The organism is Acidaminococcus sp. BV3L6 (assembly GCF_000468835.1).
GTDB classification, from domain to species: Bacteria; Bacillota; Negativicutes; order Acidaminococcales; family Acidaminococcaceae; genus Acidaminococcus; species Acidaminococcus intestini.
The window spans coordinates 26,894-52,642 of sequence record NZ_AWUR01000031.1 but is presented as its reverse complement, the minus strand read 5'-3'; the positions used below and the strand labels follow the sequence as shown (position 1 = coordinate 52,642).

At 51.3% G+C, this 25,749-nt stretch carries 24 protein-coding genes; all 24 read left to right on the top strand.

Going from position 1 to position 25,749, the window contains the following annotated elements:
* The first annotated feature begins 64 nt into the window (after positions 1-64).
* The 24 genes from HMPREF1246_RS05830 (at position 65) to HMPREF1246_RS05715 (ending at position 25,743) form a co-directional block, all read left to right on the top strand.
* Positions 65-1,063: an elongator complex protein 3 gene (locus HMPREF1246_RS05830; RefSeq protein ID WP_021736949.1), complete on the top strand. Its 999-nt coding sequence runs from the start codon at positions 65-67 to the stop codon at positions 1,061-1,063.
* On the top strand, positions 1,044-2,252 hold the full coding sequence (locus tag HMPREF1246_RS05825) for an alanyl-tRNA editing protein (RefSeq protein ID WP_021736953.1): 1,209 nt from the start codon (positions 1,044-1,046) through the stop codon (positions 2,250-2,252). Before HMPREF1246_RS05830 ends, HMPREF1246_RS05825 begins: the two co-directional genes overlap by 20 nt.
* A gap of 148 nt (positions 2,253-2,400) precedes the next feature.
* Complete coding sequence (gene rpsB / locus HMPREF1246_RS05820) at positions 2,401-3,132, top strand: 30S ribosomal protein S2 (RefSeq protein WP_009015755.1); 732 nt, start codon at positions 2,401-2,403, stop codon at positions 3,130-3,132.
* A gap of 39 nt (positions 3,133-3,171) precedes the next feature.
* A complete protein-coding gene (gene tsf, locus HMPREF1246_RS05815) occupies positions 3,172-4,053 on the top strand; it encodes a translation elongation factor Ts (protein WP_021736966.1) in 882 nt (293 codons plus the stop codon).
* Positions 4,054-4,333: 280 nt separating this feature from the next.
* Entirely contained in the window at positions 4,334-5,059 is a 726-nt protein-coding gene (gene pyrH, locus HMPREF1246_RS05810; RefSeq protein WP_021736968.1) for a UMP kinase, read from the top strand.
* Positions 5,059-5,622 (top strand): ribosome recycling factor, encoded by a 564-nt coding sequence (gene frr / locus HMPREF1246_RS05805; RefSeq protein WP_009015752.1) that lies wholly within the window; start codon positions 5,059-5,061, stop codon positions 5,620-5,622. The genes pyrH and frr overlap by 1 nt, the downstream gene beginning before the upstream one ends.
* Positions 5,622-5,870, top strand: a complete 249-nt coding sequence (locus HMPREF1246_RS05800; RefSeq protein WP_009015751.1) for a hypothetical protein — start codon at positions 5,622-5,624, stop codon at positions 5,868-5,870. The genes frr and HMPREF1246_RS05800 overlap by 1 nt, the downstream gene beginning before the upstream one ends.
* Positions 5,854-6,027 (top strand): 4Fe-4S binding protein, encoded by a 174-nt coding sequence (locus HMPREF1246_RS05795; protein ID WP_009015750.1) that lies wholly within the window; start codon positions 5,854-5,856, stop codon positions 6,025-6,027. Before HMPREF1246_RS05800 ends, HMPREF1246_RS05795 begins: the two co-directional genes overlap by 17 nt.
* 66 nt (positions 6,028-6,093) lie before the next feature.
* Positions 6,094-6,882: an isoprenyl transferase gene (locus HMPREF1246_RS05790; RefSeq protein ID WP_009015749.1), complete on the top strand. Its 789-nt coding sequence runs from the start codon at positions 6,094-6,096 to the stop codon at positions 6,880-6,882.
* A gap of 3 nt (positions 6,883-6,885) precedes the next feature.
* Positions 6,886-7,686 carry a phosphatidate cytidylyltransferase gene (locus tag HMPREF1246_RS05785; protein WP_009015748.1) on the top strand — a complete coding sequence of 267 codons (801 nt, stop codon included), beginning with the start codon at positions 6,886-6,888 and terminating at the stop codon, positions 7,684-7,686.
* A 34-nt stretch (positions 7,687-7,720) separates the two neighbouring features.
* Positions 7,721-8,881 carry a 1-deoxy-D-xylulose-5-phosphate reductoisomerase gene (locus HMPREF1246_RS05780; protein ID WP_021736957.1) on the top strand — a complete coding sequence of 387 codons (1,161 nt, stop codon included), beginning with the start codon at positions 7,721-7,723 and terminating at the stop codon, positions 8,879-8,881.
* Positions 8,882-9,898, top strand: a complete 1,017-nt coding sequence (gene rseP / locus HMPREF1246_RS05775; RefSeq protein ID WP_009015746.1) for an RIP metalloprotease RseP — start codon at positions 8,882-8,884, stop codon at positions 9,896-9,898.
* 11 nt (positions 9,899-9,909) lie between these two features.
* A complete protein-coding gene (ispG, locus tag HMPREF1246_RS05770; protein WP_014128721.1) occupies positions 9,910-10,980 on the top strand; it encodes a flavodoxin-dependent (E)-4-hydroxy-3-methylbut-2-enyl-diphosphate synthase in 1,071 nt (356 codons plus the stop codon).
* Positions 10,980-12,695 (top strand): proline--tRNA ligase, encoded by a 1,716-nt coding sequence (locus HMPREF1246_RS05765; protein ID WP_021736975.1) that lies wholly within the window; start codon positions 10,980-10,982, stop codon positions 12,693-12,695. Before ispG ends, HMPREF1246_RS05765 begins: the two co-directional genes overlap by 1 nt.
* A 25-nt stretch (positions 12,696-12,720) precedes the next feature.
* Positions 12,721-13,407 (top strand): MgtC/SapB family protein, encoded by a 687-nt coding sequence (locus HMPREF1246_RS05760; RefSeq protein ID WP_016459447.1) that lies wholly within the window; start codon positions 12,721-12,723, stop codon positions 13,405-13,407.
* 8 nt (positions 13,408-13,415) lie between these two features.
* Positions 13,416-17,048 (top strand): PolC-type DNA polymerase III, encoded by a 3,633-nt coding sequence (locus HMPREF1246_RS05755; RefSeq protein ID WP_021736971.1) that lies wholly within the window; start codon positions 13,416-13,418, stop codon positions 17,046-17,048.
* 152 nt (positions 17,049-17,200) lie between these two features.
* Positions 17,201-18,808: an MBL fold metallo-hydrolase RNA specificity domain-containing protein gene (locus tag HMPREF1246_RS05750; protein WP_021736969.1), complete on the top strand. Its 1,608-nt coding sequence runs from the start codon at positions 17,201-17,203 to the stop codon at positions 18,806-18,808.
* A gap of 218 nt (positions 18,809-19,026) precedes the next feature.
* On the top strand, positions 19,027-20,847 hold the full coding sequence (typA, locus tag HMPREF1246_RS05745) for a translational GTPase TypA (protein ID WP_009015245.1): 1,821 nt from the start codon (positions 19,027-19,029) through the stop codon (positions 20,845-20,847).
* Positions 20,848-21,003: 156 nt separating this feature from the next.
* Positions 21,004-22,302, top strand: coding sequence for a metallophosphoesterase family protein (locus HMPREF1246_RS05740; protein ID WP_035224435.1), 1,299 nt, complete (start codon positions 21,004-21,006; stop codon positions 22,300-22,302).
* A 127-nt stretch (positions 22,303-22,429) separates the two neighbouring features.
* On the top strand, positions 22,430-23,374 hold the full coding sequence (locus HMPREF1246_RS05735) for a hypothetical protein (RefSeq protein ID WP_009015243.1): 945 nt from the start codon (positions 22,430-22,432) through the stop codon (positions 23,372-23,374).
* 259 nt (positions 23,375-23,633) lie between these two features.
* The gene (rimP, locus tag HMPREF1246_RS05730; RefSeq protein WP_009015242.1) at positions 23,634-24,095 is read left to right on the top strand and encodes a ribosome maturation factor RimP; all 462 of its coding nucleotides are present in this window, start codon (positions 23,634-23,636) and stop codon (positions 24,093-24,095) included.
* A gap of 15 nt (positions 24,096-24,110) precedes the next feature.
* A complete protein-coding gene (gene nusA / locus HMPREF1246_RS05725) occupies positions 24,111-25,190 on the top strand; it encodes a transcription termination factor NusA (protein WP_009015241.1) in 1,080 nt (359 codons plus the stop codon).
* Positions 25,187-25,453 carry an RNase P modulator RnpM gene (gene rnpM / locus HMPREF1246_RS05720; protein ID WP_014128714.1) on the top strand — a complete coding sequence of 89 codons (267 nt, stop codon included), beginning with the start codon at positions 25,187-25,189 and terminating at the stop codon, positions 25,451-25,453. The genes nusA and rnpM overlap by 4 nt, the downstream gene beginning before the upstream one ends.
* Positions 25,450-25,743 (top strand): ribosomal L7Ae/L30e/S12e/Gadd45 family protein, encoded by a 294-nt coding sequence (locus HMPREF1246_RS05715; RefSeq protein ID WP_014128713.1) that lies wholly within the window; start codon positions 25,450-25,452, stop codon positions 25,741-25,743. The genes rnpM and HMPREF1246_RS05715 overlap by 4 nt, the downstream gene beginning before the upstream one ends.
* Positions 25,744-25,749: the final 6 nt, after the last annotated feature.

Sequence of the window (25,749 nt, the reverse complement as noted above, 5' to 3'; positions counted from 1 at the left end):
CTGTAAGAAACCTGTCACAAGGAGATTCTCCTTATGGCGGGTTTTTCTTGTACGAGGAGAGGCTATGATCATTCCCCTTTTTGTTTCCTTTAAAGGCTGTCCCCATCGCTGCCTTTTCTGCAATCAGCCCATCATCAACGGTACTGCCTATCATGGCGTGGAAGATGTCAAGAGTCAGCTCAGGACCCTTGCCGGCTGGGTCAGAAAGGACCATCGCAATGAGCTTGCTTTTTATGGCGGTTCCTTCACAGCCCTTCCGTTGGCGGAACAGGAAGCCCTGCTGGAACTTGTCATGCCTTATCGTAAGGCTGGCTATTTTACGGACCTACGCCTTTCCACCCGGCCTGATGCCATAAGTCCAGCCAGCTTAAGTCTGCTTAGAGACTACGGCGTCCGCACAGTTGAACTGGGCGTCCAGTCTCTTGACGATGTAACGTTGACGCTTCTTGACAGGGGACATGACGCGCACTGCGTCTATGAGGCCACGGCACAGCTTCAAGCAGCAGGCTTTGCTGTCATCCATCAGCTTATGGTCAATTTGCCTGGGGAAACGGAAGAAACCCTGAAAAAGACCCTTCGCGGTGTTACGGCCATGCATCCAGAGGGATGCCGTATCTATCCGCTCCTTGTGATTGAGGGAACCAAACTTGCCGATTGGTACCGCAAGGGGTGTTATACGCCCCTTGACCTTGCTGAAACGGTTCGCCGCTGCGCCTATCTTTACGAAGGGCTCACAGCAGCTGGCATCCCCGTCATCCGGATGGGGCTTCAGCCCGATGAGGATCTTAGGGCGCCGGGCAGGATTCTCGCCGGTCCCTTCCACCCCTCTTTTGGGGAACTCGTCCATTCCTATGTCTGGCAAAAAAAGATTGACGCCCTTATTGCAGAGCAGAAAAGGGGGAATTATAATATGGTTATTACGGTGCCAGACCGCCTTTCTTCTATTGTACGGGGGCAGCATCGTTCCAATATTCGGCACTGGGAAGCTTCCGGAAGGATCAAGGTCCAAGTGGAAGCTGGGTGCCAATTCGAGGTGACCTTCCATGACCAAAAAATGGTATGAAAATGATTCACTCCGCAAGGAGTGCAGCGCGACGGTTCTGTCGACAAAGGAAGTGGGGGACCATTTTGAAATCGTCCTCGATGGAACCGTGATCTTCCCCGAAGGGGGCGGGCAGCTTTCCGACCGGGGCTGGATTGATGATATTCCCGTCTATTACGCGGCTGAATCAGGAGATGACGTGCGCCATTTTACCCACAAGGCCCTGCCGGTGGGGAAAAAAGTGACCGTTCGCCTCGATTGGGATGTCAGGCTTGACCGCATGCAGCAGCACTGCGGAGAGCATATGTTGAGTTATGCTTTTTGGAAGACCTGCGGCGCCAATAATGTAGGGTTTCATATGAATGAAGAGAGCGTGTTCATTGACCTTGATAAGGAAGTAGACGAAAAAACCGTCAAAGAAGCGGAACTTTCAGCCAATGCCGCGGTTTGGGAAAATCATCCCATTACCCTTCATTATGTTCCTTACACGGAACTCGGAAAGTATGGCCTTCGTAAGAAAAACGATAAGCTGCGGGGCATCGTCCGCCTCGTCGATATCAAAGAGGGCGATACCTGTACCTGCTGCGGGACCCATCCGCCCTTTACGGGCATGGTGGGGCTCATCAAGGTCATCCGCTTCAGCCGCTATAAAGGCGGCAGCCGCATAGAGTTCCTCTGCGGCAAACGAGCCGTGGAAGCCATCCATGAACGCAGTCGCATCCTGGAAGAAACGAGCAATCTCCTTTCTGTCAAAAGTGAAGAAGTCCTGCCAGCTGTGGAAAAACTCCATCAGGAAGTCCTAGACCTCAAGGCTAGCCTGCGGGAAAGGACCCAGGACCTTTTCCAGGCTGAGCTGCCTGCCCTTTTGGAAAAGGCACCTCTTCTTGCGTCAGGTACACGTTTTGTCTTCGTCCTGACCGAAGGAACCCCAAGGGACGGGAAGAGCCTCATGAAACTATTGACAGGAAAGGAAAAGATCTTGGCGGCCCTTATCCTTAAAAATGGCGATAAGGTCATGTACCAATTTGCCGCGACAAAAGGGGCAGAAGAGCGCTGCCGTGACTTGTGTACCATGGCAGGAAACGTCTTTCATGGCCGCGGTGGGGGCAGCCCGACATCGAGCCAAGGCGGGGGTATAGCCGGGTCTGATTGGAAGGCACAGGCAAAGGCTCTTGAAAAGGCCATGCTGGAAGCGCTTAACAGCAAATAACAAAAAGCTTGCTTAATCAGACATTGGTATGCTATAATGCTATCCGGTGCGCACAGCACCCCTAACAACACACGTAGCGTTTGACGTACCTGTCCTTTTTAGGAGATTCGGAAAATAGCTGCGGAGGAAAAAACAGGAGGAAATAAAAATGGCTATTGTATCGATGAAACAACTTCTTGAAGCAGGCGTACACTTCGGTCATCAGACTCGCCGCTGGAACCCTAAGATGGCTCCTTACATCTTCACGGAACGCAACGGAATCTATATCATTGACCTGCAGAAGACCGTCAAGAAAGTAGAAGAATGCTACAACTTCCTGCGTGAACTGGCGGCCCAGGGCGGTAAGGTTCTCTTCGTTGGAACGAAGAAACAGGCCCAGAGCGCAATCAAGGAAGAATCCACCCGTGCTGGCATGTTCTATGTCAACGAAAGATGGCTCGGCGGTATGCTGACCAACTTCAAGACCATCCAGACCCGTATCAAACGGCTCCATGAACTCGAAAAAATGGAAGAAGACGGCACCTTTGCCCTGCTTCCTAAGAAAGAAGTCATTGTGCTTCGTCATGAAATGGCGAAACTTGAAAAATACCTCGGCGGTATCAAGGAAATGAAGAAACTTCCGGATGCCATCTTTGTTATCGATCCCCGCAAGGAACACAACACAATCCTGGAAGCCCGCAAGCTCCATATCCCTGTTGTTGCCACGGTTGATACCAACTGCGATCCGGATGAAGTGGATTACCTGATGCCGGCTAACGACGACGCTATCCGTGCCGTCAGACTGCTCACCAGCAAAATGGCTGATGCAATCCTCGAAGGCAAGGCCAGTGCTGTCGACGAAGAAGCTGCTGAAGCAAAAGCAGAAGACGCTGCTGAATAATCATCAGCATTAGCAACATCACTTGAGGAGGAAAAACACATGGCAATTACTGCAAGTCAAGTCAAGGAACTGCGTGAACGCACCGGCGCTGGCATGATGGACTGCAAAAAAGCCCTGACTGCTACCGACGGCGATATGGATAAAGCCATCGACTACCTGAGAGAAAAAGGCCTGTCCAAGGCGGCTAAGAAAGCCAGCCGCGTTGCTGCTGAAGGTCTTGTTGATATCTATCTGGACGAAGCAAACAAAGTGGCAGCCCTCGTAGAAGTCAACTGCGAAACTGACTTTGTCGCCAACACCGATGATTACAAGAACCTTGTTCATTCCATTACCAAACATGTTGCCCTGACGATACCGGCTGATATGCAGGCCCTGCTCGATTCCACTTTCACTGGTTCTGATAAGAAGGTCAGTGAAATCGTGACGGAAGCCATCGCTAAGATTGGTGAAAAAGTTGATATCCGCCGTTTCTCTGTCTATGAATATGGCAGCCATACCCTGGGTCACTATATCCATGGCGCAGGCAAGATTGGCGTCCTCGTTGAACTCGAAGGCGGCGATGAAGAACTGGCCAAACATGTTGCCATGCACATTGCAGCTGCTAACCCTGGCTACATGGATCGCACTGTTGTGCCGGCTGATGTTCTGGACCATGAAAAGGAAGTCCTTGCTGAACAGGCCCGCAACGAAGGCAAACCGGAAAAGATCATCGAAAAGATGGTCATGGGCCGCATCCAAAAATTCTATAAGGAAAACTGCTTGGTTGATCAGGAATTCGTCATGGATCCTGATAAGACCATCAGCGGTCTCCTGAAAGAAAAGAATGCCAAAGCCATTCGCTTTGTCCGCTATCAGCTTGGCGAAGGCATTGAAAAGAAGCAGGAAGATTTTGCTTCTGAAGTCCAGAGCTTCATTAAATAAGAAATAAAGTATGGAAAAGGAGGAGGCTGTACCGAAAATTGCGCCATGCGTTTTTTGGGCAGCTTCCTTTTTTGCGGCCTGAAATGGTGTAGGAGGCAGAATCCGTGACAAATTTGGATTCTGTCTTGCATGTACCCTTTTTTTTCATATAATGAATGGAAGTGGATAAAGGGGGAAGTGCCCCCCTTTTGCTGAGAAGGAGCCCGCATCCATCCTTTGGGTTGGGATGCCTTCTTGCTTCTTCCAAATGATAGATGACTCATGGGAGGAATGTAAGCAGATGTCAGCAAAACGAAAATTCAAACGCGTCATTCTTAAACTCAGTGGAGAAGCCTTAGCAGGAGAAAAAGGCTATGGTATCGATCCTGTAACGGTAGACAGCATTGCCGGTCAGATCCAAGCCGTCCGTGAAAGCGGATTGGATGTCGCCATCGTCAACGGCGGCGGCAACATCTGGAGAGGTCTTTCAGGCAGCTCCAAGGGTATGGACCGCGCGACTGCTGACTATATGGGAATGCTCGCAACGGTCATCAACTCCTTGGCTCTCCAGGACGCCTTGGAAAACCGCGGCGTGCCGACTCGGGTACAAACGGCCATTGAAATGCGTCAAATTGCTGAACCCTACATTCGCCGCCGTGCTGTACGGCACCTTGAAAAGGGCCGTGTCGTGATCTTTGCGGCTGGAACGGGGAATCCTTATTTTTCAACGGATACGACGGCTGCCCTGCGCGCCGCTGAAATCGAAGCCGACGCTATCCTGATGGCTAAAAAAGGCGTCGATGGGGTTTATGACAGTGATCCGAAGAAGAACCCTGAGGCCAAGAAGTTCGATCATCTTGAATACCTTGAAGTCATCCAAAAGAATCTGGGTGTCATGGATTCCACGGCAATCAGTCTCTGCATGGATAATGATATTCCTATTGTTGTATTTAATATTGACCGCCCGGGCAACATTGCAAAGGTGGCCGCGGGAGAAGAAATTGGAACCATAGTAGGAGGACTCTGATGGCTACGATTGAAGAACTGAAAGCGGACAGCGAAAGAAAGATGACAAGTGCCCTTAAGGCCCTGCATACGGAACTTGCTGCCATCCGCACGGGAAGAGCAACACCGTCCCTGCTAGATCAAGTCAAAGTAGATTATTACGGAACGGCGACCCCTGTCAACCAGCTTGCCAATGTTTCCGTTCCGGAACCCCGCATGATTGTGATCCAGCCTTGGGACAAGAGCCTGATGAAAGAAATTGAAAAGGCAATCATGACGAGCGACCTTGGTCTGAATCCCAATAATGATGGGACTGTCATTCGTCTGAGCCTGCCTATTTTAACCGAAGAAAGACGTAAGGAACTCGTCAAGGTTGTTCATAAAAAGGGTGAAAGTGCCCGTGTTGCCGTCCGCAACATCCGTCGTGAATACAATGATGCCGTGAAGAAACTGCTGAAAGGCAAGGAAATCACGGAAGATGATTCCAAGGATGCTATGGATGCTTCCCAAAAACTGACTGACCAGTATATGAAGCAAATCGATGACATCCTTGCGAAAAAGGAAAAGGAAGTCATGTCCATCTAATGGAATGTGAGATGATTGTTCCCGACCTGGTCGCCCGTCCCCTTGCAGAAGCCGTCTTGATGGCCAAAGAGGCGGGACTTTCGGTGACGCTTGTGAAGGCTGAACCGGCCTTCCATCGTGATACGCTAGTCTGGCGCGATGATTTTGCTTACGTGTTGAAGCAAATCAATGCGCTTGACCATAAAGTAACATTGATTATTGGTTGTCAATTTGAAGGGAGGTGTACACATAATGGCACACAAGATTGATCAAGATGCATGCATCGGTTGTGGTTCCTGCGCTGGTACCTGCCCGGTTGGTGCTATCTCTGAAGACAATGGCAAGTACAAGGTTGATGAAGCTAGCTGCATCGACTGCGACGCTTGCACCGGCGCTTGCCCGGTTGGCGCTATCGCTGCTGAATAAGCAGGAGGCGCGTTGCGCAGCTTGCAATGATGCAGGCTGCGCTAATTTTTTTATAGGGGAACGCTTATGTTAACTCATCTTTTTCGCTCCGAACCGTCCACTCCTTCGGCACAAACCCATCCTGCCAGTGAGGAACTGGACCTTAAAAAGATTCCCCGCCATGTTGCCATGATCATGGACGGTAATGGCCGCTGGGCCAAACGGCAGGGAAAACCGAGAACCTTTGGTCATACCTATGGGGCCAAAGCGCTGCGCGAAATTGTGCGCTATGCTGATTCCATCGGGATAGAGGCCCTCACAGCCTACGCGTTTTCCACGGAAAATTGGAAGCGCCCCGTGACGGAAGTCAGTTTCATCATGAAGCTCCTTGTTGAATATCTCACCAATGAGCTTGAAGAATTCAAGAAATACCAGGTCCGTATGCGTTTCATTGGCTCCCGCAAGGAGCTGCCCGACCTTGTCCTTAAGAAGATGGAAGAAGCCGAGCAGGAAACAAAGGACAATCAAGGAATTCTCTTAACCATCGCAATCAATTACGGCGGACAGGCGGAAATCCTTCACGCGGCAACGGAGATTGCCCGGCAGGTGAAGGCTGGTACGCTGCAGCCGGATGACATAACAAAGGCTCTATTTGAGGACCATCTCTATACACGGGGCATCCCTGCTCCGGATCTTTTGATCCGCACGGGCGGTGACCTCAGGGTGAGCAATTTCCTGCTCTGGCAGATTGCTTATTCGGAACTGTGGACGACAGACGTCTGCTGGCCCGATTTTACGCCGGAACGATTCAAGGAAGCGCTCCTCAGCTATCAAAAACGGGACCGCCGCTTCGGCGGCCTGACAAAGAAGGCGTAACTCATGGGACAACGAATCCGTACGGCACTCATTGCCATTCCAATTGCTCTCCTTTTGATCAAACTGGGAGGTCTGTTTTTTTCACTGGGGACTTTGTTGCTTGCTGCCGTAGCATATAAGGAATATCGGGATATGATTCACGCGGCAGGTTATGACCTTTATGGAAAGGCCGCCTTTTTAGGCATTGTGCTCCTTGTAGCAGCAGCTTCCCTTGTTTTTTTGGATAGCTCCTTATCCCATGCACTCCTTGTGCCTGTGACCATCCTTTTTTCCCTTCTGATCATGCTGGATGGTCTGTTTCATCATGGGGAGGGCCAGTTTCTTGAAAAAACTGCTTTGAGCACGCTTTCCCTGCTTTATATTGGGCTTCCTTTTGCCCATTTCATCTTTCTTCGCTCTCTGGGGGAAGGTCTCCTCTGGACAGTCATGGTAGGAACCTGGGCCAGTGATACGTTTGCCTATTTTGGTGGCAGGATGTGGGGAAAGACGCCGCTGGCACCGACGGTCAGCCCCAAAAAGACTCGGGAAGGCGCTCTTTGCGGTTTTTTGGGAACCCTTGCCGTTATCTATCTCATTGGGCATACCTATCTTGGCTATCAAAGCGTTCGTGTCCTCATCCTTGCGCTCCTGGTCGGTTTCTTTGCCCCTTTGGGCGATCTTGTGGAATCCATCATGAAGCGTTGCTGTAAGATCAAGGATTCAGGCACCTTCTTTCCCGGTCATGGCGGTGTTCTTGACCGCTGTGACAGCTTGATTTTTTCCATTCCAATTGCTTATTACTTCGTGGAGTTCTTCCTTTTTTGACGGAAGGATCTCCATCTATCGATAAGGAGACGCTATGAAAGGTCTATCCATCTTAGGGTCGACCGGGTCCATTGGAACCCAGACCCTTGAGGTTGTGGCGGCAAGCCCTGAAAGGCTCAGTGTTGCAGCCCTTGCTGCCCATACCAACGATGCGCTTTTGGAAGCGCAGATCCGGAAATTTCGGCCGCACGTGGCCGCCCTCAGCGATGAAAAGGCTGCCGCAAGGCTGCGGGCCCGCTATGACGGACCTACGGAAATCCTTTCCGGTGAAGAAGGCATCCTTGCCTGTGCGACGGTTGGAGAGGCGGACACAGTTCTTGGAGCCATGGTCGGTTATGCAGGCTTGAAGCCAATCCTTGCCGCCATTGCAGCCCATAAGAACATCGCCCTTGCCAATAAGGAAACCCTTGTTGCAGCCGGAAGCCTTGTCATGGACGCGGTTAAAAAAAATGGCGTGCGCCTGACCCCTGTCGACAGTGAGCACAGTGCCATCTTCCAATCCTTGGAAGGCAATGACCACAAGGCCTTGAAACGCATCCTGCTTACGGCTTCGGGAGGTCCTTTCCGTGGCAAGAAACGGGAAGAACTAAGGCACGTAACCGTCAAGGAATGTATGAACCATCCCACTTGGAGCATGGGAACGAAGGTTACGCTTGATTCATCGACCCTTGCCAATAAGGGGCTTGAGGTCATCGAAGCCCATTGGCTCTTTGAGGCTTCCTATGATCAAATTGTGCCCATCATCCATCCCCAAAGCATTGTTCATTCCCTCGTGGAATATCAAGACGGGGCTGTCATTGCCCAGCTTGGCGCGCCCGATATGCGGCTGCCCATCCAGTATGCGCTCAGCTATCCAGAGCGCTGGCCCGTTCACTTTGAAACCTTGGACCTTCTTTCCTGTGGGCCCCTGACGTTCTTTGAACCGGACCGGGAGGTCTTCCGCGCCCTGCCCCTTGCCATTGAAGCCGGTAAGGCAGGCGGCATCATGCCGACAGTTTTCAATGCGGCAAACGAAGTGGCAGACGATGCCTTTATCAAAGGACAGATTCCTTTTCTTGCCATGGCCGACCTCATTGAGGCCGTCCTCAGCAAAGTGGAACCTGTTTCCCCATTATCCTATGAAACAATCGTGGAAGCAGATCGTAAAGCGCGGGAAGTGGCCCGCACCCTTCTGTCCTCCATGGGGGAGGTCTAAATGACGACCCTCCTTGCCGCGCTTATTGTCTTTGGCGTGCTCATCACAGTGCATGAACTGGGCCATTTTGCGGCGGCTAAACTTGTCGGGATGCAGGTCGATGAATTTGCCATTGGCTTTGGTCCCAAACTTTATCAAACCGAGGAAAAGGGCACGGTCTATACGCTGCGGGCCCTGCCGCTTGGGGGATTTAACCGTATTGCCGGCATGGAGCCCGGCGAGGAAAACGTGGAAAATGGCTTTCATACAAAACCCCTGTGGGCCCGAATGGTAGTCATCCTTGCCGGTGTCACCATGAACTTTCTCCTGCCGCTTTTGCTTTTCTTCGGAATCTTCTTTTTCCATGGGACAGAGACCCCGGTCAATGAACCCGTCTTGGGCCGCGTTATGGATCATCAGCCTGCCAGCGATGCCGGACTGATGAAGGGGGACCGGATCATTTCCATCAACGGAACGAAACTATCGGCCTGGACGGATGTGTCTACCCTGATCCAAGAAGCAGGCAGCAAGAAAAGCACGCTTGTTATCCAACGAGGAGGGAAGACCCTCGAAAAGACCTTGATTCCTCAATTTGATCAGGAAGCGGGACGCTATCTGATCGGGGTCATGCCTACTTTGGAAAAACGGCCTCTAGGTCTTTCGGAAAGTGTCCGTTACGCCGTATTGACGGAAGGCCGTATCATGAAGGGAATGGTGGATGGCCTGCGTCAGATCCTTACCGGCAAAGCGGGAGTCAATGTGGCAGGCCCGATTGGTGTGGCGCAAATGGCGGGCAGTGTGGCCCAGGAAGGCATGATTCCCTTTTTGACCTTTATCGCCTTTTTGAGTCTGAACCTTGGTATTTTGAACCTCATTCCTATACCGGCCCTTGATGGGGGTCAGTTCCTCATCCTCGCTGTTGAGGGTATCCTTCGGCATCCCCTTCCTCCTAAGGCCAAGGAACGGGTTCAGCTCGTCGGTGTCGCTCTCATCCTGGGGCTCACGATTTATGCAACAATCAGTGATATCCTGCGCTAAGGAGATGTAATATGGAAAGAAGAAAAACGAGGGAAGTACAGGTCGGTTCTGTCACCATTGGCGGCGGCCATCCCGTCGTAGTCCAATCCATGACCAATACAAAGACGGAAGACGCGGCAGCCACCCTTGCCCAGATCCGTGACCTGCAAGAACTGGGCTGTGAAGTGATCCGCTGTGCGGTTCCTACCATGGAGGCTGCAGAGGCCCTTTCCGTCATTACCAAGGAAAGCCCCATTCCCGTCATTGCCGATATCCATTTTGATTATCGCTTGGCCCTTGCCGCTATTGATGCCGGAGTTTCGGCCCTGCGTCTCAATCCGGGCAATATTGGGGGACGGGACCGGGTAGAGGCCGTTGTCAAAAAGGCCAAGGAACGTCGTATTCCTATCCGCATTGGTGTCAATGCGGGCTCGCTTCCCAAGGACCTTTTGGAGGCCTACGGTCATCCTACGGCCCATGCCATGGCAGAAGCGGCTTGGCGGCACATCCGCATCCTTGAGGAGATGGATTTTCATGATATCGTCATTTCCTTGAAGGCCCATGATGTACCCCTTACGGTAGAGGCCTATCGAAAGATGGCGGCGGCCTGCGATTACCCCCTTCATGTAGGCATTACGGAAGCGGGAACCTATCATATGGGCATCGTCAAATCTGCCGTTGGCATTGGTACCCTCCTTGCTGAGGGTATTGGGGATACGGTCCGTGTATCCCTTACGGGGGATCCCCGCCCAGAAGTCGTAACTGCCTATGAAATTCTCAAGTCCTTGGGCCTCCGTACCTATGGGCCGACCCTTGTTTCCTGTCCAACTTGCGGCAGAACCTGTGTTCCCTTGGAAAAGCTTGCCTTGGAAGTGGAAAAACGACTCTCCGGTCTCCGCGATCCTTTGACCATTGCTGTCATGGGATGCGCTGTCAATGGTCCTGGTGAAGCCAGGGAAGCCGATGTGGGGATTGCCGGCGGAAAAGGGGAGGGTCTTTTATTCCGCAAAGGGGAGATCCTTCGCCGTGTCCCAGAAGATGAACTTGTCGATCAGCTGTTTGTTGAAATCCATAAAATCATTGAGGAAAGGAAGAACTCATAATGCTCGTTTCAAAACTCTATGCGCCGACCCTTCGTGAAGTGCCGGCAGAAGCTGTCCTTGAAAGCCACAAATTGATGCTGCGTGCTGGCTATATCCGTAAGATTGCTGGCGGGCTTTATACCTACCTTCCACTGGCGTGGAAAAGCATCAAGAAGATTGAACGCATCATCCGGGAGGAAATGGACGCCATCGATTCGCAGGAAATCATGATGCCGATTGTACAGCCTTCCGAAATCTGGAAGGAAAGCGGCCGTTGGGATGTCTATGGGGCGGAAATGTTCCGTGTGCGGGATCGCCACGGCCGAGAATTCTGCCTGGGCCCAACGCATGAAGAAATGATTACCACCCTCGTTAAGAATGAGCTCCATTCCTACCGTCAGCTACCGACGAGCCTTTATCAGATCCAGAGCAAGTTCCGTGATGAAAAGCGGCCCCGCTTTGGCCTCATGAGAAGCCGCGAATTCATCATGAAGGATGCCTATACCTTCGATGCGGATGAAGCGGGCCTTGATGAGTCCTATCAGAAGATGTATGATGCCTACGCCCGCATCTTTGACCGCTGCGGGCTCAACTACCGACCGGTTGAAGCAGACCCCGGCGCCATTGGCGGCAATGGATCCCATGAATTCATGGGAATCGCGGCAAGCGGCGAAGCTGGCATTGTGTACTGTGATACGTGTGATTATGCAGCCGATGTGGAAAAGGCTGAATGTGAAGCCCTGCCCAGCCAAGAGGAAGCTCCGCGCGAGCTTCATACCGTAGGTACCCCGGGCTGCAACACCATTGAAGCGGTCTGTGAGTATCTCCATGCACCGATTGAAAAGAGCGTCAAGGCCGTTGCTCTGACAAGCGATAAGGGCGGTCTGATCCTTTGTTTTGTCCGCGGCGACCATGAAGTGAACGAAATCAAGGTCACCAATGCGGTTGGGGCCAATGAAGTCATGATGGCTTCCGACGAGCAGATCCGGGCGGCAGGAACCGTTCCGGGCTTTATGGGCCCTATTGGCCTCGACCTTAATAAGTGCACCATCCTCATTGACGCCACGGTCATGAATATGCACAATGTCTGCTGTGGTGCCAATGAAGTGGATACCCATTATGTTGACGCCGAACCTTGTCGTGACTTTGTCTATACCAAGGTCCTTGACATCCGCACGGCCCATGAAGGGGACCAGTGCCCTCACTGCAAAGGGCATTTGAAAGAAGCCCGAGGCATTGAAGTGGGGCAGGTCTTCAAACTCTATACCAAATACTCCGAAGCCCTCCATGCCACGTTTCTTGACCCGGAAGGGAAGGAAAAGCCGTTTTACATGGGCTCCTATGGCATCGGTGTCGGCCGGACCCTGGCAGCTGTTATAGAACAGTACCATGATGCAAACGGAGCCATCATGCCCAAAAACATCGCCCCTTATGAAGTAATCGTTTTGCCTGTCAATGTAAAGGATGAAGAAAGCTTTGCCAAGGCAGGGGAAATCTATCAGGCCCTCAATGCCCAGGGAATCGATGCCATCCTTGATGACCGTGATGAACGGGCTGGCGTCAAATTCAAGGATGCCGACCTCATCGGTTATCCCGTCCGCGTCGTGGTTGGCCCCAAGACTTTGCAGCGGGGCGCCATGGAAGTCAAGGTTCGCTATACCGGTGAAATGTGCGATTTGCCCTTGGACGGGGATTACGTGTCCGCTTTGAAGGATATCCTTTCCAAGACGTTGTAAGCTGATCGTGAAGGAGGTTTGACCCATGTTTGACACTCAGTTCATGCATCTTGTGCTCCGGCTTCTCCTAACCGCTTTTCTCGGCGGGATCATTGGTCTGGAGCGCAGCGCCGGAGACCGTCCGGCAGGCCTTAGGACCCATGTGCTGGTGGCAACGGGGTCAGCCCTTTTGATGATTGTTTCCATTTATGGCATTGACGGTCATCCTCTGAACCGCGACCCGTCCCGGATTGCTTCCCAGGTTGTGACCGGTGTCGGCTTCTTAGGCGCCGGTACCATCCTGCATGAGGGACTTACGGTCAAGGGGCTTACAACCGCGGCCAGCGTCTGGATGGTTTCTGCCATTGGGCTTACCGTTGGCTGCGGTATGCTTGGTCTGGGGGTCGTGGCTACCATCGTGTCCCTCATTACCTTGATGGCCATTCGGGGAATCGAAAAAAAAGTCCTTCCTTCGGGACGCAATGTGAAAGTAAAGCTCGCCATCGTCTGTGAGAGCAATCCGGACAGTATGATGGATGTCATGGACTACTTTTCCCGTCATAACGTGAAGACCCGCGTCCTTGATATGGCAAGCCGGCCGGAAGAACAAACCTTACGGATCGTTGTCAATGCCAAGATCAGCAAATATGAAAATGCCAATGAAATCCTTGATGGACTCCTCCAACTGAGAGCCGTCAAAAAAATAAAGAATCTGTCAAATATGGAAGAATAGGAGGCATCATGCATTCTGAGAGTTATCGGATCATTCCGGACAGACATAACTTCCTTTCCTTCCTGCAAACGTTGGAACTGTCTCCGGAACAGAATGCCTGTATCAGGAAAATCCCGCTTGACTATGTTGAAATCAATGAGCGGACCAATACGTGGAAGATCTCCTATGGCGTAGAAACCAATCCTCTGGAAGAACAGAACCTCATGGCAGTGGCAAAGAAAATTGCCGCTGCCTGCTGCGTTGAGGAGGTCTCCTTCATCAATGAAAAGGCGAGGGATGTCTATCCTCCCTGTGAGGAAGATAAACCGAGGGATTCCGTGGACGTTGCTTTTTCTTTGCCCGAAATGCCGGAAATGGAAACTATTCCTCTTCCGGAAGAACCGCCGGAACTGCTGGACGAGAATGAAGAACCCATGGATGCGGCCGCGGAAATGACCTTTCAAAGCAAGGCCTATCAAAATGCCCTGCGCGCCCTTCAGCAGCAGGGCAATCAAAAAAGCGGCGGCAAGGATGTCGTCTATGGCCGTAAGATAACGAAAAAACCGCGGACCATGGATGAAATTGTCGAAGAGGAAAACGGCGTTGTCGTTGAAGGTGACGTTGTTGGCTTTGAAGAACGGGAACTGCGGACCAATGCTGTTATCCTCTCTATTTTGCTGCGCGATGAGACGAATGGACTCTTGGCCAAGATCCGGTTTGGGTCCTTTAAGGAAGAAAATGATTTGGTCAAGAACAAGAAGGAAGCAGAAGCTCTCCAGAAAAAGATTCCCAAGGGATCCCATGTCCTTATCCAGGGCAATGTGGAAGTGGACCGCTATGAAAACAGCGAACTGGTCATGACCATCGTCAAGGGCATCATGCTCCTGCCCAAAAAAGCACGGGAAGACAAGTCGGAAGTCAAGCGGATTGAGCTTCACTGCCATACCAAAATGAGCAAGATGGATGGCCTGACGCCTATTGAAGAACTTGTCGATACGGCGGCAAAATGGGGTCACAAGGCCCTTGCCATTACGGACCATGGTGTGGTCCAGGCTTATCCTTTTGCCTATGATGAGGCAGTGAAGTTCAAGGACTTCAAGCTGATTTTTGGGGTAGAAGGATACCTTTGCCACAGTAAGGAAGATAAGAAAAATTACCACATCATCCTGCTGGCAAAAAGCTTTGCTGGCCTGCGGAACCTATACCGCCTTGTGTCCCTTTCCCACTTGCAGTATTTTGGGGGAAAGCCAAAGCGGCCCCGTATGACCAAGGGACTCATTGAGCAGTACCGCGACGACATCATCATTGGTTCAGCCTGTGCAGCCGGTGAAGTTTACCGCGCAATCCTTTCGGGAGCAAGCCACGAAGAGCTCCTTCAAATTGCCGATTTTTATGATTACCTTGAAATCCAGCCCTGCGGGAACAACCAGTACCTGCTCCGCGATGACCGTTATCCGGAAATCAATACTTGGGAAGACCTGCAGACCATCAATAAAAAGATTCTCGCCTTGGGGGATGAATTGGGAAAACTCGTCGTAGCCACTTGCGACGTCCACTTCCTCAATCCTGAGGATGCCATTGCCCGCCGCATCCTGCAGGCCGGTATGGGCTATCCTGATGAGGAGCAGCCGCCCTTGTACCTGCGGACAACGGAAGAGATGCTTGAAGAATTTTCCTATTTGGGGAAGGAACGGGCCTATGAGGTCGTTGTCGAAAATACCAATAAGATCAACGACATGATTGAAAAGTTCAAACCTGTCCCAGACCGAGATCAGCTCTATTCCCCGATGATTCCCGGGGCGAAGGAAAAAGTGGAATCCATGAGTTATGGCAGGGCCCATGAATGGTATGGACCAAAACTGCCTAAAATCGTGGAGGACCGCCTTAAACTCGAACTGTCATCCATTATTGGCAATGGCTTTTCCGTCTTGTATTACATTGCCCACCTGCTCGTCAAAAAATCCAATGACGACGGGTACATGGTAGGGTCCAGAGGCAGTGTAGGTTCTTCTTTTGTTGCAACCATGCTGAACATTACGGAAGTGAATCCCCTTCCGCCGCATTATCGCTGTCCTCATTGCTACCATACGGAGTGGTTTACCGATGGCAGTGTCGGCTCCGGTTTTGACCTTGCTGACAAGGCTTGCCCGGAATGCGGGACCATGATGGTCAAGGATGGCCACAATATCCCGTTTGCCGTCTTTCTGGGATTCCACGGGGATAAAGTTCCTGATATCGATCTGAACTTCTCCGGTGAATACCAGCCGCGGGCCCATAAATACACAGAAGACCTCTTTGGTCGGGATAATGTCTTCCGCGCCGGCACGCTGGGAACCATTGCCGATAAGACGGCTTATGGCTACATTAAGAAGTACTATGAAAACCGCAACGAACCCAAACGGACGGCTTTTATCGAAGGACTCATCCCAAAGCTTGTCGGTGTCAAAAGGACCACCGGTCAGCATCCGGCCGGGATCATGGTTGTGCCGCGCGATCTTGACGTCCATTATCTGACGCCTGTTTCCTACCCAGCTGACGATCCGACCTGCGGCACCATCACGACCCATTATGATTATCATTCCATCAATGACCGTATCGTTAAGCTTGATATCCTCGGCCACGATGATCCGACCATGATCCGTATGCTTGATAACATGCTGGGGGAGGGCTACTGCAAGAATATTCCTGTAGGCGACCCTGATACGATGGAGCTTTTCCTTAGTACCAAATCCATTGGTGTGTCCCCTGAAGACATCATGACCGACGTTGCGACCTACGGCGTCCCGGAATGTGGGACCCGCTTTGTACGGCAGATGATTTCTGACGTTAAGCCAAAGAATTTTTCCGACCTCCTGCGTATTTCCGGGTACTCCCACGGAACCGACGTATGGCTCAACAATGCTCAGGACCTGATCAAGAACGGGACGCCAACAGAAGATACCATCTCAACTCGTGACGATATCATGAACTGGCTCATCAATAAAGGCATGGAGCCCAGCATGGCTTTTGGCATCATGGAATGGGCCCGTAAAGGAAAAGCCCATAAACAGGGCTTCAAGGCCGAGCAGGAAGAAGCTTTCAAGAAAGCCAATATTCCTGAATTCTATATCAAGAGCTGCAAAACGCTGCAGTATCTTTTCCCTAAAGCCCATGCCGTAGCGTATGTCCTGTCGGCTTACCGCATTGCCTACTGTAAGGTCCATCATCCAAAGGAATTTTATTCGGCCTATTTTACGATCCGGGCCCCGAAGTTTGACTTTGTGGAAGTCCATAAAGGCATCAATTTCATGCGTTCCTTCATCAAGAATGTAGGACAGCAGGGAACAAAGGCTTCTGTCAACGACAAGGAAACGGCCACCTATATGGAACTGGCCGTGGAAATGCTCGCCCGGGGATTTGAATTTGAAGACGTGGACCTGTACCGTTCTGATGCTCATCAATTCATTGTAACCGATAAAGGTCTTTTGCCGCCCTTGGGTGCCATTGGCGGAATTGGCGGTGTCGCCGCTGAAAATATTGTAAAAGCCCGCAGCAAAGGCCCCTTCATTTCAAGGGAAGACTTGCGGAACCGGGCCAAGATCAGCAATACCGCTGTAGAAGTCCTGGCCGACCTGGGAGTCCTTGAAGGCCTGCCTGAGACGGATCAGATTGAACTTTTTTGAGGGATTTCCCCTGCAAGGAGCCGCTACGGCTTGCTGCAGGGGTTTTTCTTTTTGAGTAAAAAAGGGGGAAATTTTTTCCTCTTTTTGTCACATATACATGGTATAATATAGGAAATAATCAGAAAATATTTCCGCTAAGGAAGGTGACTATCATGAAGATCCGGTTCCTCGGTGCCGATAAGGTCGTAACAGGTTCCTGCCACATGCTTGAAGTGGGCAGCAAGAAAATCCTGCTTGACTGTGGCATGTTCCAAGGGCCCAAACTGATCCGCAGCCTCAATCGCAAACCATTTGCCTTTCACCCTGGTGAAATCGACGCGGTTGTACTCAGCCATGCCCATGTCGACCACAGCGGGCTTTTGCCCCGTCTCGTCAAGGAAGGCTTTAAAGGCCCCATTTACTGTACCCATGTAACAAAGGAGCTGTGCGAGATCCTCTTGCCGGACTGCGGCCATATCCAGGAACAGGATGCGGAGATCGAGACCCGTAAAGGACTGCGTAAAGGCAAAGAAGCCGTGACGCCCCTTTATACCGTGGACGACGCGTATCTGGCATTAAAACAGTTTGTCTGCCACGATTATGATGAAAATTTTGAAATTTGTGACGGGGTGACCATTCGCTTCCGTGTTGCCGGTCATATCCTAGGAAGTGCCCTCGTAAATGTCATTGTACGCGAAAACGGCAAGGAAACAAAGCTCATCTATACGGGCGATATTGGCCAGCCAAACGTGCCTATCCTTGATGATCCCCATCAGCTTTCCGGAGCGGATTTCATCATCACGGAATCCACTTATGGCAACCGGGTCCATGAAACGGCAGACCGCGAGGCAGAACTTCTCGAAATCATCAAGGATGCCCTTTCCCGCGGCGGCAACATCATCATTCCGGCCTTTGCCGTTGGCCGTACACAGGTCATGCTCTACTATTTCCAGAAACTCATGTCAAGCGGTAAGCTTCCAACTGTTCCCATTATGGTTGATAGCCCTATGGCCATTAAAGCAACCAAGGTCATGCTCTTCAATCCGGATGAGTATGATGAAGAGGCACGGTCCATCTATCAAAAACAGGGGGGACGCCTCATCGACATGCCCAACGTCCATTATACGGAAACACCGGAAGAATCGCGGGCCATCAATGACATGCCAAGCCCAATGATCATCATTTCTGCCAGCGGCATGGCTGACGCGGGCCGCGTGCTCCATCATTTGAAACACAACCTGTGGCGTAAGGATAGTTCCGTCATATTTGCCGGCTATCAGGCAGAAGGCAGTTTGGGACGGCAGCTCGTGGATGGTGCCAAGAAAGTCAAGATTATGGGCGAAGAAATCGTCGTCGGAGCCAAAATCTATAATATGACCGGCTTTTCGGCCCATGCGGATAAACATCAGATGATAGACCTTTATAAGGGCATGATTCGGCGCCCCAACGCATTCTTTGTGGTCCATGGTGAATACGATTCTGCAGCCACCTTTGCTGAATCGCTTCGGACGGAATTGGGAACAGCTGCCTATATCCCCAATTATGGCGATACGGCTGTCATCGATGGGACGCAGTGGCATATCATCCCGACGGAGGTTGTCCAGATGGAACCGGCTGTCCAGGAATTGAGCGACCTGATGCACAGCCTCGAAAAGACCTACTTGGTCTACAAGGGGCGGATCATGCAGAAAGTGGTCCACAATGTGGCTCTTGTCCCGGATATCAAGGGACGCCTCATGAAGATCAAGAAATACGTCGACGACATCATGAAAAATGTGTAAGCCGTCTTTTCACCTAAAAAGCGCTTCCTTTACCTCTTTCCGTTGCCCGTGACTCTTTCTGAACGGCGGGAAATCAGGGAATAAGGATTTTCTGTTGACAGTATTCCTTTAAAAGAATATAATTGTTAAGTCGAATTTTGTAGTCTAAGGAGGATGCTTTCTATAAGCATCCTCTTGATTTATCTATCTGAATCAAGTGTAGAGGGGATAAGGCTTTTATGATTAGAAATGATTTGCGTAACATTGCCATCATCGCTCACGTTGACCATGGTAAGACGACTTTGGTCGATGCCATGCTGAAACAGAGCCATGTCTTCCGTGCCAATGAAAAGGTGCAGGAACGTGTCATGGACTCCAATGATCAGGAACGTGAACGCGGCATTACGATCCTTGCCAAGAACACGTCCGTCATGCATGAAGGCACCAAGATCAATATCTTGGATACGCCGGGCCACGCTGACTTCGGCGGCGAAGTGGAACGTGTGCTCAACATGGTAGACGGTGTATTACTGCTCGTAGATGCATATGAAGGCCCGATGCCCCAGACCAAATACGTGCTCCGTAAGGCTTTGGAACATCATCTGAAACCAGTTGTCGTCATCAACAAGATCGACCGTCCGGATCAGCGCGTGGATGAAGTTGTTGATGAGGTCCTTGACCTTTTCATTGAACTGAATGCCTCCGATGATCAGCTTGATTTCCCTGTTGTCTATTGCTCTGCCAAGAAGGGCATTGCGAAACTTTCCATGGATGATGACAGTGATAACCTCGATCCGCTCTTTAAGGTCATCATGGACACCATCCCGGCTCCTGATGTTGATGTGGACGGCCCGCTCCAGATGCTTGCCAATACCCTCGACTATGATGACTATGTCGGCCGCATCGTTGTCGGCCGTATTGTCCGCGGGACCATCAAGAATGGCCAGATGATCTGTCTTATGCACGACGATCAGCGGACCAATGAAAAAATTGGCCGTCTGTATACCTATGAAGGCCTGAAACGGGTCGAGACCCAGGAAGCCAAAGCCGGGGAAATCATTGCTCTCATAGGGCTGCAGGATGTTGAAATCGGCGATACCATTGCTGATTCGGAAAATCCGGAACAGCTCGCTGGCATCAAAGTTGACGAACCGACCCTGTCCATGACCTTTTCGGTCAACGACAGTCCTTTTGCCGGTCAGGAAGGGGATTTCATCACAAGCCGCCATATTCGTGAACGCCTGTATAAAGAAGTGGAAACAAACGTGTCCATGCGTGTTGAGGATACGGATTCCCCAGATACCTTCAAGGTTTCCGGCCGTGGTGAACTCCATCTGTCCGTCCTGATCGAAGCCATGCGCCGTGAAGGGTTTGAACTGCAGGTTGGTAAACCGAGTGTTATCATGCGCCGCGACGAAAACGGCAAGCTCCTGGAACCAATGGAAGCTCTGACCATTGACGTCCCGCAGGACTTCATGGGTCCTGTCATGGAAGGTCTGGGCATTCGTAAGGCCGAACTCCAGAACATGACGGAAATGTCCGGGTATCTGCGCATGGAATTCATCATTCCGGCCCGCGGCCTCATTGGCTTCCGCAGCCAGTTCCTCACCGATACCAAAGGCAACGGCATCATGAATCACGTCTTTGCCGGTTGGGGTGCCTATAAGGGGGATATCCCCGGCCGTACGCGCGGCAGCCTTGTTGCTTTTGAAGCTGGTGAAACGACCGCTTATGGCATTGATAAGTGCCAGGCTCGCGGCACTATGTATATCAATCCGGGTGAACAGGTCTATGAAGGCCAGATTGTTGGGGAAAACAGCCGTGAGGATGATATGGATGTCAATCCCTGCAAGAAGAAGCATGTTTCCAACATGCGTGCCGCTGGCAGTGATGATGCCGTCCGGCTCATTCCGCCGCAAACCTTCTCTTTGGAAGGCGCTTTGGAACATATCAACGAAGATGAAACGGTGGAAGTGACGCCTAAGAGCATTAGGATGAGAAAGAAGATCCTTTCCCGTTTGGAACGCGCCCGTCAAAGAGCCCGCAATGCAAAAGCTTAATCCATATATCCATATATCGAAAGGGTACCGCTTCGGTGGGCCCTTTCTTTTTTATGCTTATGAGGTATGGACCGTCATGCATAAGAAATAGTTTTCTTCCGCCTGATTTTACAGTATGATAGGAGCCAGTAAAACGAAAGGACAAGGTTTTTCCCCATGAAAAGAAGAAAATACGTACTGACGGCCGTCATGTTTCTCATAGCTGCCTTGGTGATATGCTTCACATTGCCTCAGCTGGCAGAACCTCGCTTCCAAGTCGAAAATAAGATTCGTTCCCTTCTCCATCGCTATGATCTGACAAGCCGTGCTGATGCTTATGAAATCCGGCAGATCATGACCCAAGATCCTTCCACGAGTCGGACCTTGATGTGGCAGTCCCAGGATGAAGACAATAGAGCGCTTGCCGAAATCCGGAAAAAAGGGGAGAAGGCAAGCCAAGTTGTCCCGGCCACGTCTTCCGTCTTTACTGATAACGGAGTCACGCGTCATCTCCATACGGTCATGGTGACTGGCCTTACGCCCGGTACAAGCTATGAATACCGCGTTGGCAACGACCGGAAACGCAGCCCCTGGATGCCCCTTGAAACGCCGGCACAGGGCTCTTTTTCGGCGCTTATCTTTCCCGATTCCCAGTCCGCTGATTACAGCGGCTGGAAGGCCCTTGCTCAAAAGGCCTTTAAAGACCATCCTGACGTGTCCTTTTTTGTGAATATGGGGGACCTTGTGGATAACGGGGAGCATGCCTACCAGTGGGATGCCTGGTTTGATGCCCTTCAAGGCGTGATTGAACGGATCCCCGTGGCTCCCCTCCTCGGCAATCATGAGACCTATACCCTTGATTGGAAAGTGCGCCGACCTCTGGCTTATCTCCAGCTTTTTCAGCTGCCTGCAGGCGATGCCCGCTATGCCGGGGAATTTTATTCCTTTGATGTCGGGGAGGTCCATTTTACGGTCCTCAATACCCAGGACAGTGAACTCAAGGCGTGGGAACCGAATCTTCTTAAGGATGAGGCGGAATGGCTGCGGCGTGATCTGGCAGGAACAAAAAAGAAATGGAAAGTCGTTCTTATGCACCGTGATGTGCTGCAGTATGGATTTGCCTCAAGACCGACCCCGCGGGAGGAAGGTTTTTCTGATACAGGACGCTTTTTTATGCCCATTTTTGACGAGGCTCAAGTGGATGCCGTGCTTACGGCCCATCTCCATACCTTCCGGGACCGCGGGCATATCAAGGGGTTCCGCCGTGATGAAACAGGGCCCCTTTACCTTTTGACCGGGGTTGCCGGTGATGTGCAGTACCCGGGGCTATGGAAGCAGCATGCCCTTGACAAGATGGTGGCACGCCAACCGGAGGATAGGAATTATCTGCTTCTTCGGGCTTCAAATGAGGCCTTGGAGTTTATCTGTTATGACAAAAATGGACGAAAGATGCACGCCGTAACCGTTACAAAATAGCTGGAGGAAAGGAAAGCGCCGCGCTTTTCCTTATGCTGCCTTGAGGATAAATTGGCCTGACGGAGCGCTTAAAATATGGTAAAATAAAAAGGTTAAAATAAGTTTTTGGGGGAAAGGAAATTTAGCCATGAAAAAGCAAATCATCACCGTCCTGGTCCTCGGCGCGATTGCAGCCATGCCCTTTTCGGCAGCGGTAAGCGCCGCGGAAAGTGCCCAGTGGCGGAAATATACAACCAGGGCCAAACAAAGAGCTGCCGAGGAAGCGGCTGCTAAGGAAGAAAAAGATAAAGAAGCGGCTCTTGCCCGTCAAAAAGCAGAAGAAGTCCTTTCCAACGAGCCTCTGTGGAAACGCTATACGAGCCGCGGCAAAGCGGCACGAGAAGCGCTTGCGGGAAAAGGCCTGACTGGAGAAGCCCTTGGAACTTCAACCGGAGAAGAGGCTGCACCTAAAAAGACCGTGCAGCCTGAAACATCGGCCCAATCCGTGGCGGGGAGAAAAGAAATGGCAGCCGTCCCAGCAAAGAAAATGGATGTGCCCCAAAAAATGGCGGATCCTATCGCGGAAAAGGCCAAAGCAAAATCTGTGGCGGAACAGGAAGAGCCTTCCTGGAAAAAGTATTTGAGACGGGCGGAAGAAAAAAATAAAATGAGGCAGGAATCTACGGAAGAAGCGGCAACATCCTCCCAAAAAGGAAACAAGCTTTCAACCCTTGAGGAAGAATCTCTTCCCACCGTGCCGAGTGACAAGGAGGCTGCCTGGGAACTGGCTGCCATGAACTCCCACTATGAAGTCTATTTTGATTCCCGTTCCCTAAGCTATGATAAAGAGACGGGCATACTGACGGTCTGGAACAAATGGGTCCGCCGGGGAGGCAACACGACCTTTCTTTATTCCCGTTACGATGTGAGACTCAAGACCTATATGGACCTGTACCGCGCGGATTACAGCCGCCGGCAGGGCACCATGATCAGCGAGTCCACCGTCCGTGACAGCGCTTGGACGCCCTTATCTCCTCATACGCTGGGGATGGAGTTATCCCAGGCCTTAAACGCGTATCTGCTCAACCAATAAGGCGGGAAGCCGAAGAGAGCGCACAGTTCCTTGCCTTTCCTTGGCGTACGTGTTATAATGAACGATAGAAAACTGAGGCAAACCTTGGAGAGTGGGTATTTATACCCGCTCTTTCGTTTACAAGGAGCAAAAGGAGCATGCTCCCAGTCGGTTTTCCTTCTCCCTGGAAGTGGGGAGGGGGCAGCAAGGTGCGGACCGATGTTTTGCTCCAATATCCGGTGCTCTCCGGAATCATGAATGAAAAAGAAGCAGGTGCCAAATGGACAAAAAGAAAATCGTGGAACAGGTCAGCGAGCTCGCCCTTCCCATTTGTGAAGCGTGCGGCGTAGAACTTGTCGATGTGGAATATGTCCGGGAACGGGACTGGTATCTCCGGGTCTACATCGATAAAGAAGGGGGTATCGATATCGATGACTGCACGGCTGTAAGCGGTGACCTTGAAAAAGTATTGGATGAAAAAGACGTCATCAAGGAACAGTACTATCTGGAAGTCTCTTCCCCCGGGATTGACAGACCGCTTAAAAAGGACAGTGATTACGTCGATCACTATGGAAAAAAGATTGATGTATCCTTTTATGCCCCGTTTGAAGGCAAGAAGGTGCAGACCTATGAACTCGTCAGCCACGATGAAGCCCATTTGGTCGTGAAAAACTTCAAGAAACAGAAAGTGACCCTGGAGCGGTCGCTTATTTCATCTGTCAGACCACATTTGGATTTTTAAGGGAGGATTTTACAAGTGAATGCGGATTTTGTAAGAGCCATTGCGCAGCTGGCCAAGGAGAAGCATATTTCTCCGGACGTACTGTACAGTGCGGTGGAAGAGGCGCTCATCACAGCCTATAAGAAGAATTTCGGCTCCACTCAGAATGTCAGGGTTTCCATGAACAAGGAAAATGGGGAAATCCACGTCTATGCGCAGAAAAATATCGTAACGGAAGTGGAAAATCCCCTGACCGAAATCAGCCTTGACGAAGCGTTCAAGCTGAACCCGCGCTATCAGGCGGGGGACGTTGTGGAAGAAGAAGTGACGCCCAAGAACTTTGGCCGCATTGCTGCCCAAAATGCCAAACAAGTCATTGTCCAACGCATCCGCGAAGCAGAGCGAGGGATGGTCTACGAAAAGTATTCCGATCGGGAAAACGATATTGTTACCGGAACTATCCAGCGCATCGAGGGCCGCAACATCTTTGTCGATCTGGGCACGGCCGAGGGAACGCTCCTTCCCAACGAACAGATTCCGGGGGAAACCTATGAATACCATCAGCGGATCAAATGTTATGTGGTCGAAGTCAAAAAGACGACCAAGGGGCCGCAAATTATCCTGTCACGGACCCATCCTGGTCTTTTGAAACGTCTTTTTGAATTGGAAGTGGCGGAAATCCAGGATGGAACTGTCATCATTGACAGCGTTGCCCGTGAACCGGGGATGCGCAGCAAGATTGCGGTCCACAGCACCAATCCCAGTGTTGACCCTGTTGGTGCCTGCGTCGGTCCTAAGGGAATGCGTGTCCAGACCGTTGTTGATGAATTGGGCGGCGAAAAGATTGACATTGTCAAATACAGTGACAATCCGGAAGAATATGTCGCCAGCGCCCTTTCCCCATCGAAGGTCGTATCGGCAGCAGCCGATGCCGAACACAAGATTTGCCGTGTCGTCGTGCCTGACTTCCAGCTTTCCCTTGCTATTGGCAAGGAAGGCCAGAATGCTCGGCTTGCAGCTAAACTCACTGGCTGGAAAATCGACATCAAGAGTGAGACCCAGGCTCGTGAAAGTGCGGAAGCCGCAGCTGGTGAAGAAAACGGGGATGAAGCATGAAGGTCAAGAAGATCCCGCAGCGGAGCTGTATTGGCTGCGGCACCAAAAAGGACAAGAAGGATCTGATTCGCATCGTTCGGACACCGGATGGGGACATTGTCCTTGACCGGACCGGAAAAAAGGCGGGCCGCGGTGCCTATGTCTGTGATGATCCCAGCTGCATCCAAAAAGCCTTTGCTTCAAAGAGCTTGGAACGGGCTTTTGACATACCTGTATCCAAGGAATGCAAGGATGCCTTGTTAGAGGAACTGAAAAAATCATGAAGACCGATGAACAGCTCTATTTTGCTTTGGGCCTTGCCCAAAAGGCAGGAAAGACCGCATCTGGCGATATGGCCGTCAGCGAAGCCCTGAAAAAGGGAATGGGTTGCTATGCTGTCCTTGCCGAGGACGCAGCACCCCGGACGGTCGAAAAAGTGGTGGCTCTCTGCAAAGAGACCCATGTTCCTTTTACCAAACGTCTTACAGCCGCAAGGCTTGGCCAAGCCCTTGGGAAGGCCCCTCGCGCTGCTGTCGTGTTATTAGATAAGAACTTTATGAAAATGATGATATAGTCGTTT

Excerpts from the sequence above, each read along its gene's own strand:
- HMPREF1246_RS05740 (WP_035224435.1), top strand. The coding sequence starts at position 21,004 with ATGAAAAGAAGAAAATACGTACTGACGGCCGTCATGTTTCTCATAGCT.
- frr (WP_009015752.1), top strand. The coding sequence starts at position 5,059 with ATGGCTACGATTGAAGAACTGAAAGCGGACAGCGAAAGAAAGATGACA.
- HMPREF1246_RS05750 (WP_021736969.1), top strand. The coding sequence starts at position 17,201 with ATGAAGATCCGGTTCCTCGGTGCCGATAAGGTCGTAACAGGTTCCTGC.
- typA (WP_009015245.1), top strand. The coding sequence starts at position 19,027 with ATGATTAGAAATGATTTGCGTAACATTGCCATCATCGCTCACGTTGAC.
- pyrH (WP_021736968.1), top strand. The coding sequence starts at position 4,334 with ATGTCAGCAAAACGAAAATTCAAACGCGTCATTCTTAAACTCAGTGGA.
- rseP (WP_009015746.1), top strand. The coding sequence starts at position 8,882 with ATGACGACCCTCCTTGCCGCGCTTATTGTCTTTGGCGTGCTCATCACA.
- HMPREF1246_RS05765 (WP_021736975.1), top strand. The coding sequence starts at position 10,980 with ATGCTCGTTTCAAAACTCTATGCGCCGACCCTTCGTGAAGTGCCGGCA.
- HMPREF1246_RS05830 (WP_021736949.1), top strand. The coding sequence starts at position 65 with ATGATCATTCCCCTTTTTGTTTCCTTTAAAGGCTGTCCCCATCGCTGC.
- rimP (WP_009015242.1), top strand. The coding sequence starts at position 23,634 with ATGGACAAAAAGAAAATCGTGGAACAGGTCAGCGAGCTCGCCCTTCCC.
- rpsB (WP_009015755.1), top strand. The coding sequence starts at position 2,401 with ATGGCTATTGTATCGATGAAACAACTTCTTGAAGCAGGCGTACACTTC.
- HMPREF1246_RS05735 (WP_009015243.1), top strand. The coding sequence starts at position 22,430 with ATGAAAAAGCAAATCATCACCGTCCTGGTCCTCGGCGCGATTGCAGCC.
- HMPREF1246_RS05790 (WP_009015749.1), top strand. The coding sequence starts at position 6,094 with ATGTTAACTCATCTTTTTCGCTCCGAACCGTCCACTCCTTCGGCACAA.
- HMPREF1246_RS05715 (WP_014128713.1), top strand. The coding sequence starts at position 25,450 with ATGAAGACCGATGAACAGCTCTATTTTGCTTTGGGCCTTGCCCAAAAG.
- HMPREF1246_RS05795 (WP_009015750.1), top strand. The coding sequence starts at position 5,854 with ATGGCACACAAGATTGATCAAGATGCATGCATCGGTTGTGGTTCCTGC.
- HMPREF1246_RS05825 (WP_021736953.1), top strand. The coding sequence starts at position 1,044 with ATGACCAAAAAATGGTATGAAAATGATTCACTCCGCAAGGAGTGCAGC.
- HMPREF1246_RS05780 (WP_021736957.1), top strand. The coding sequence starts at position 7,721 with ATGAAAGGTCTATCCATCTTAGGGTCGACCGGGTCCATTGGAACCCAG.
- ispG (WP_014128721.1), top strand. The coding sequence starts at position 9,910 with ATGGAAAGAAGAAAAACGAGGGAAGTACAGGTCGGTTCTGTCACCATT.
- HMPREF1246_RS05755 (WP_021736971.1), top strand. The coding sequence starts at position 13,416 with ATGCATTCTGAGAGTTATCGGATCATTCCGGACAGACATAACTTCCTT.
- HMPREF1246_RS05785 (WP_009015748.1), top strand. The coding sequence starts at position 6,886 with ATGGGACAACGAATCCGTACGGCACTCATTGCCATTCCAATTGCTCTC.
- rnpM (WP_014128714.1), top strand. The coding sequence starts at position 25,187 with ATGAAGGTCAAGAAGATCCCGCAGCGGAGCTGTATTGGCTGCGGCACC.
- tsf (WP_021736966.1), top strand. The coding sequence starts at position 3,172 with ATGGCAATTACTGCAAGTCAAGTCAAGGAACTGCGTGAACGCACCGGC.
- HMPREF1246_RS05800 (WP_009015751.1), top strand. The coding sequence starts at position 5,622 with ATGGAATGTGAGATGATTGTTCCCGACCTGGTCGCCCGTCCCCTTGCA.
- HMPREF1246_RS05760 (WP_016459447.1), top strand. The coding sequence starts at position 12,721 with ATGTTTGACACTCAGTTCATGCATCTTGTGCTCCGGCTTCTCCTAACC.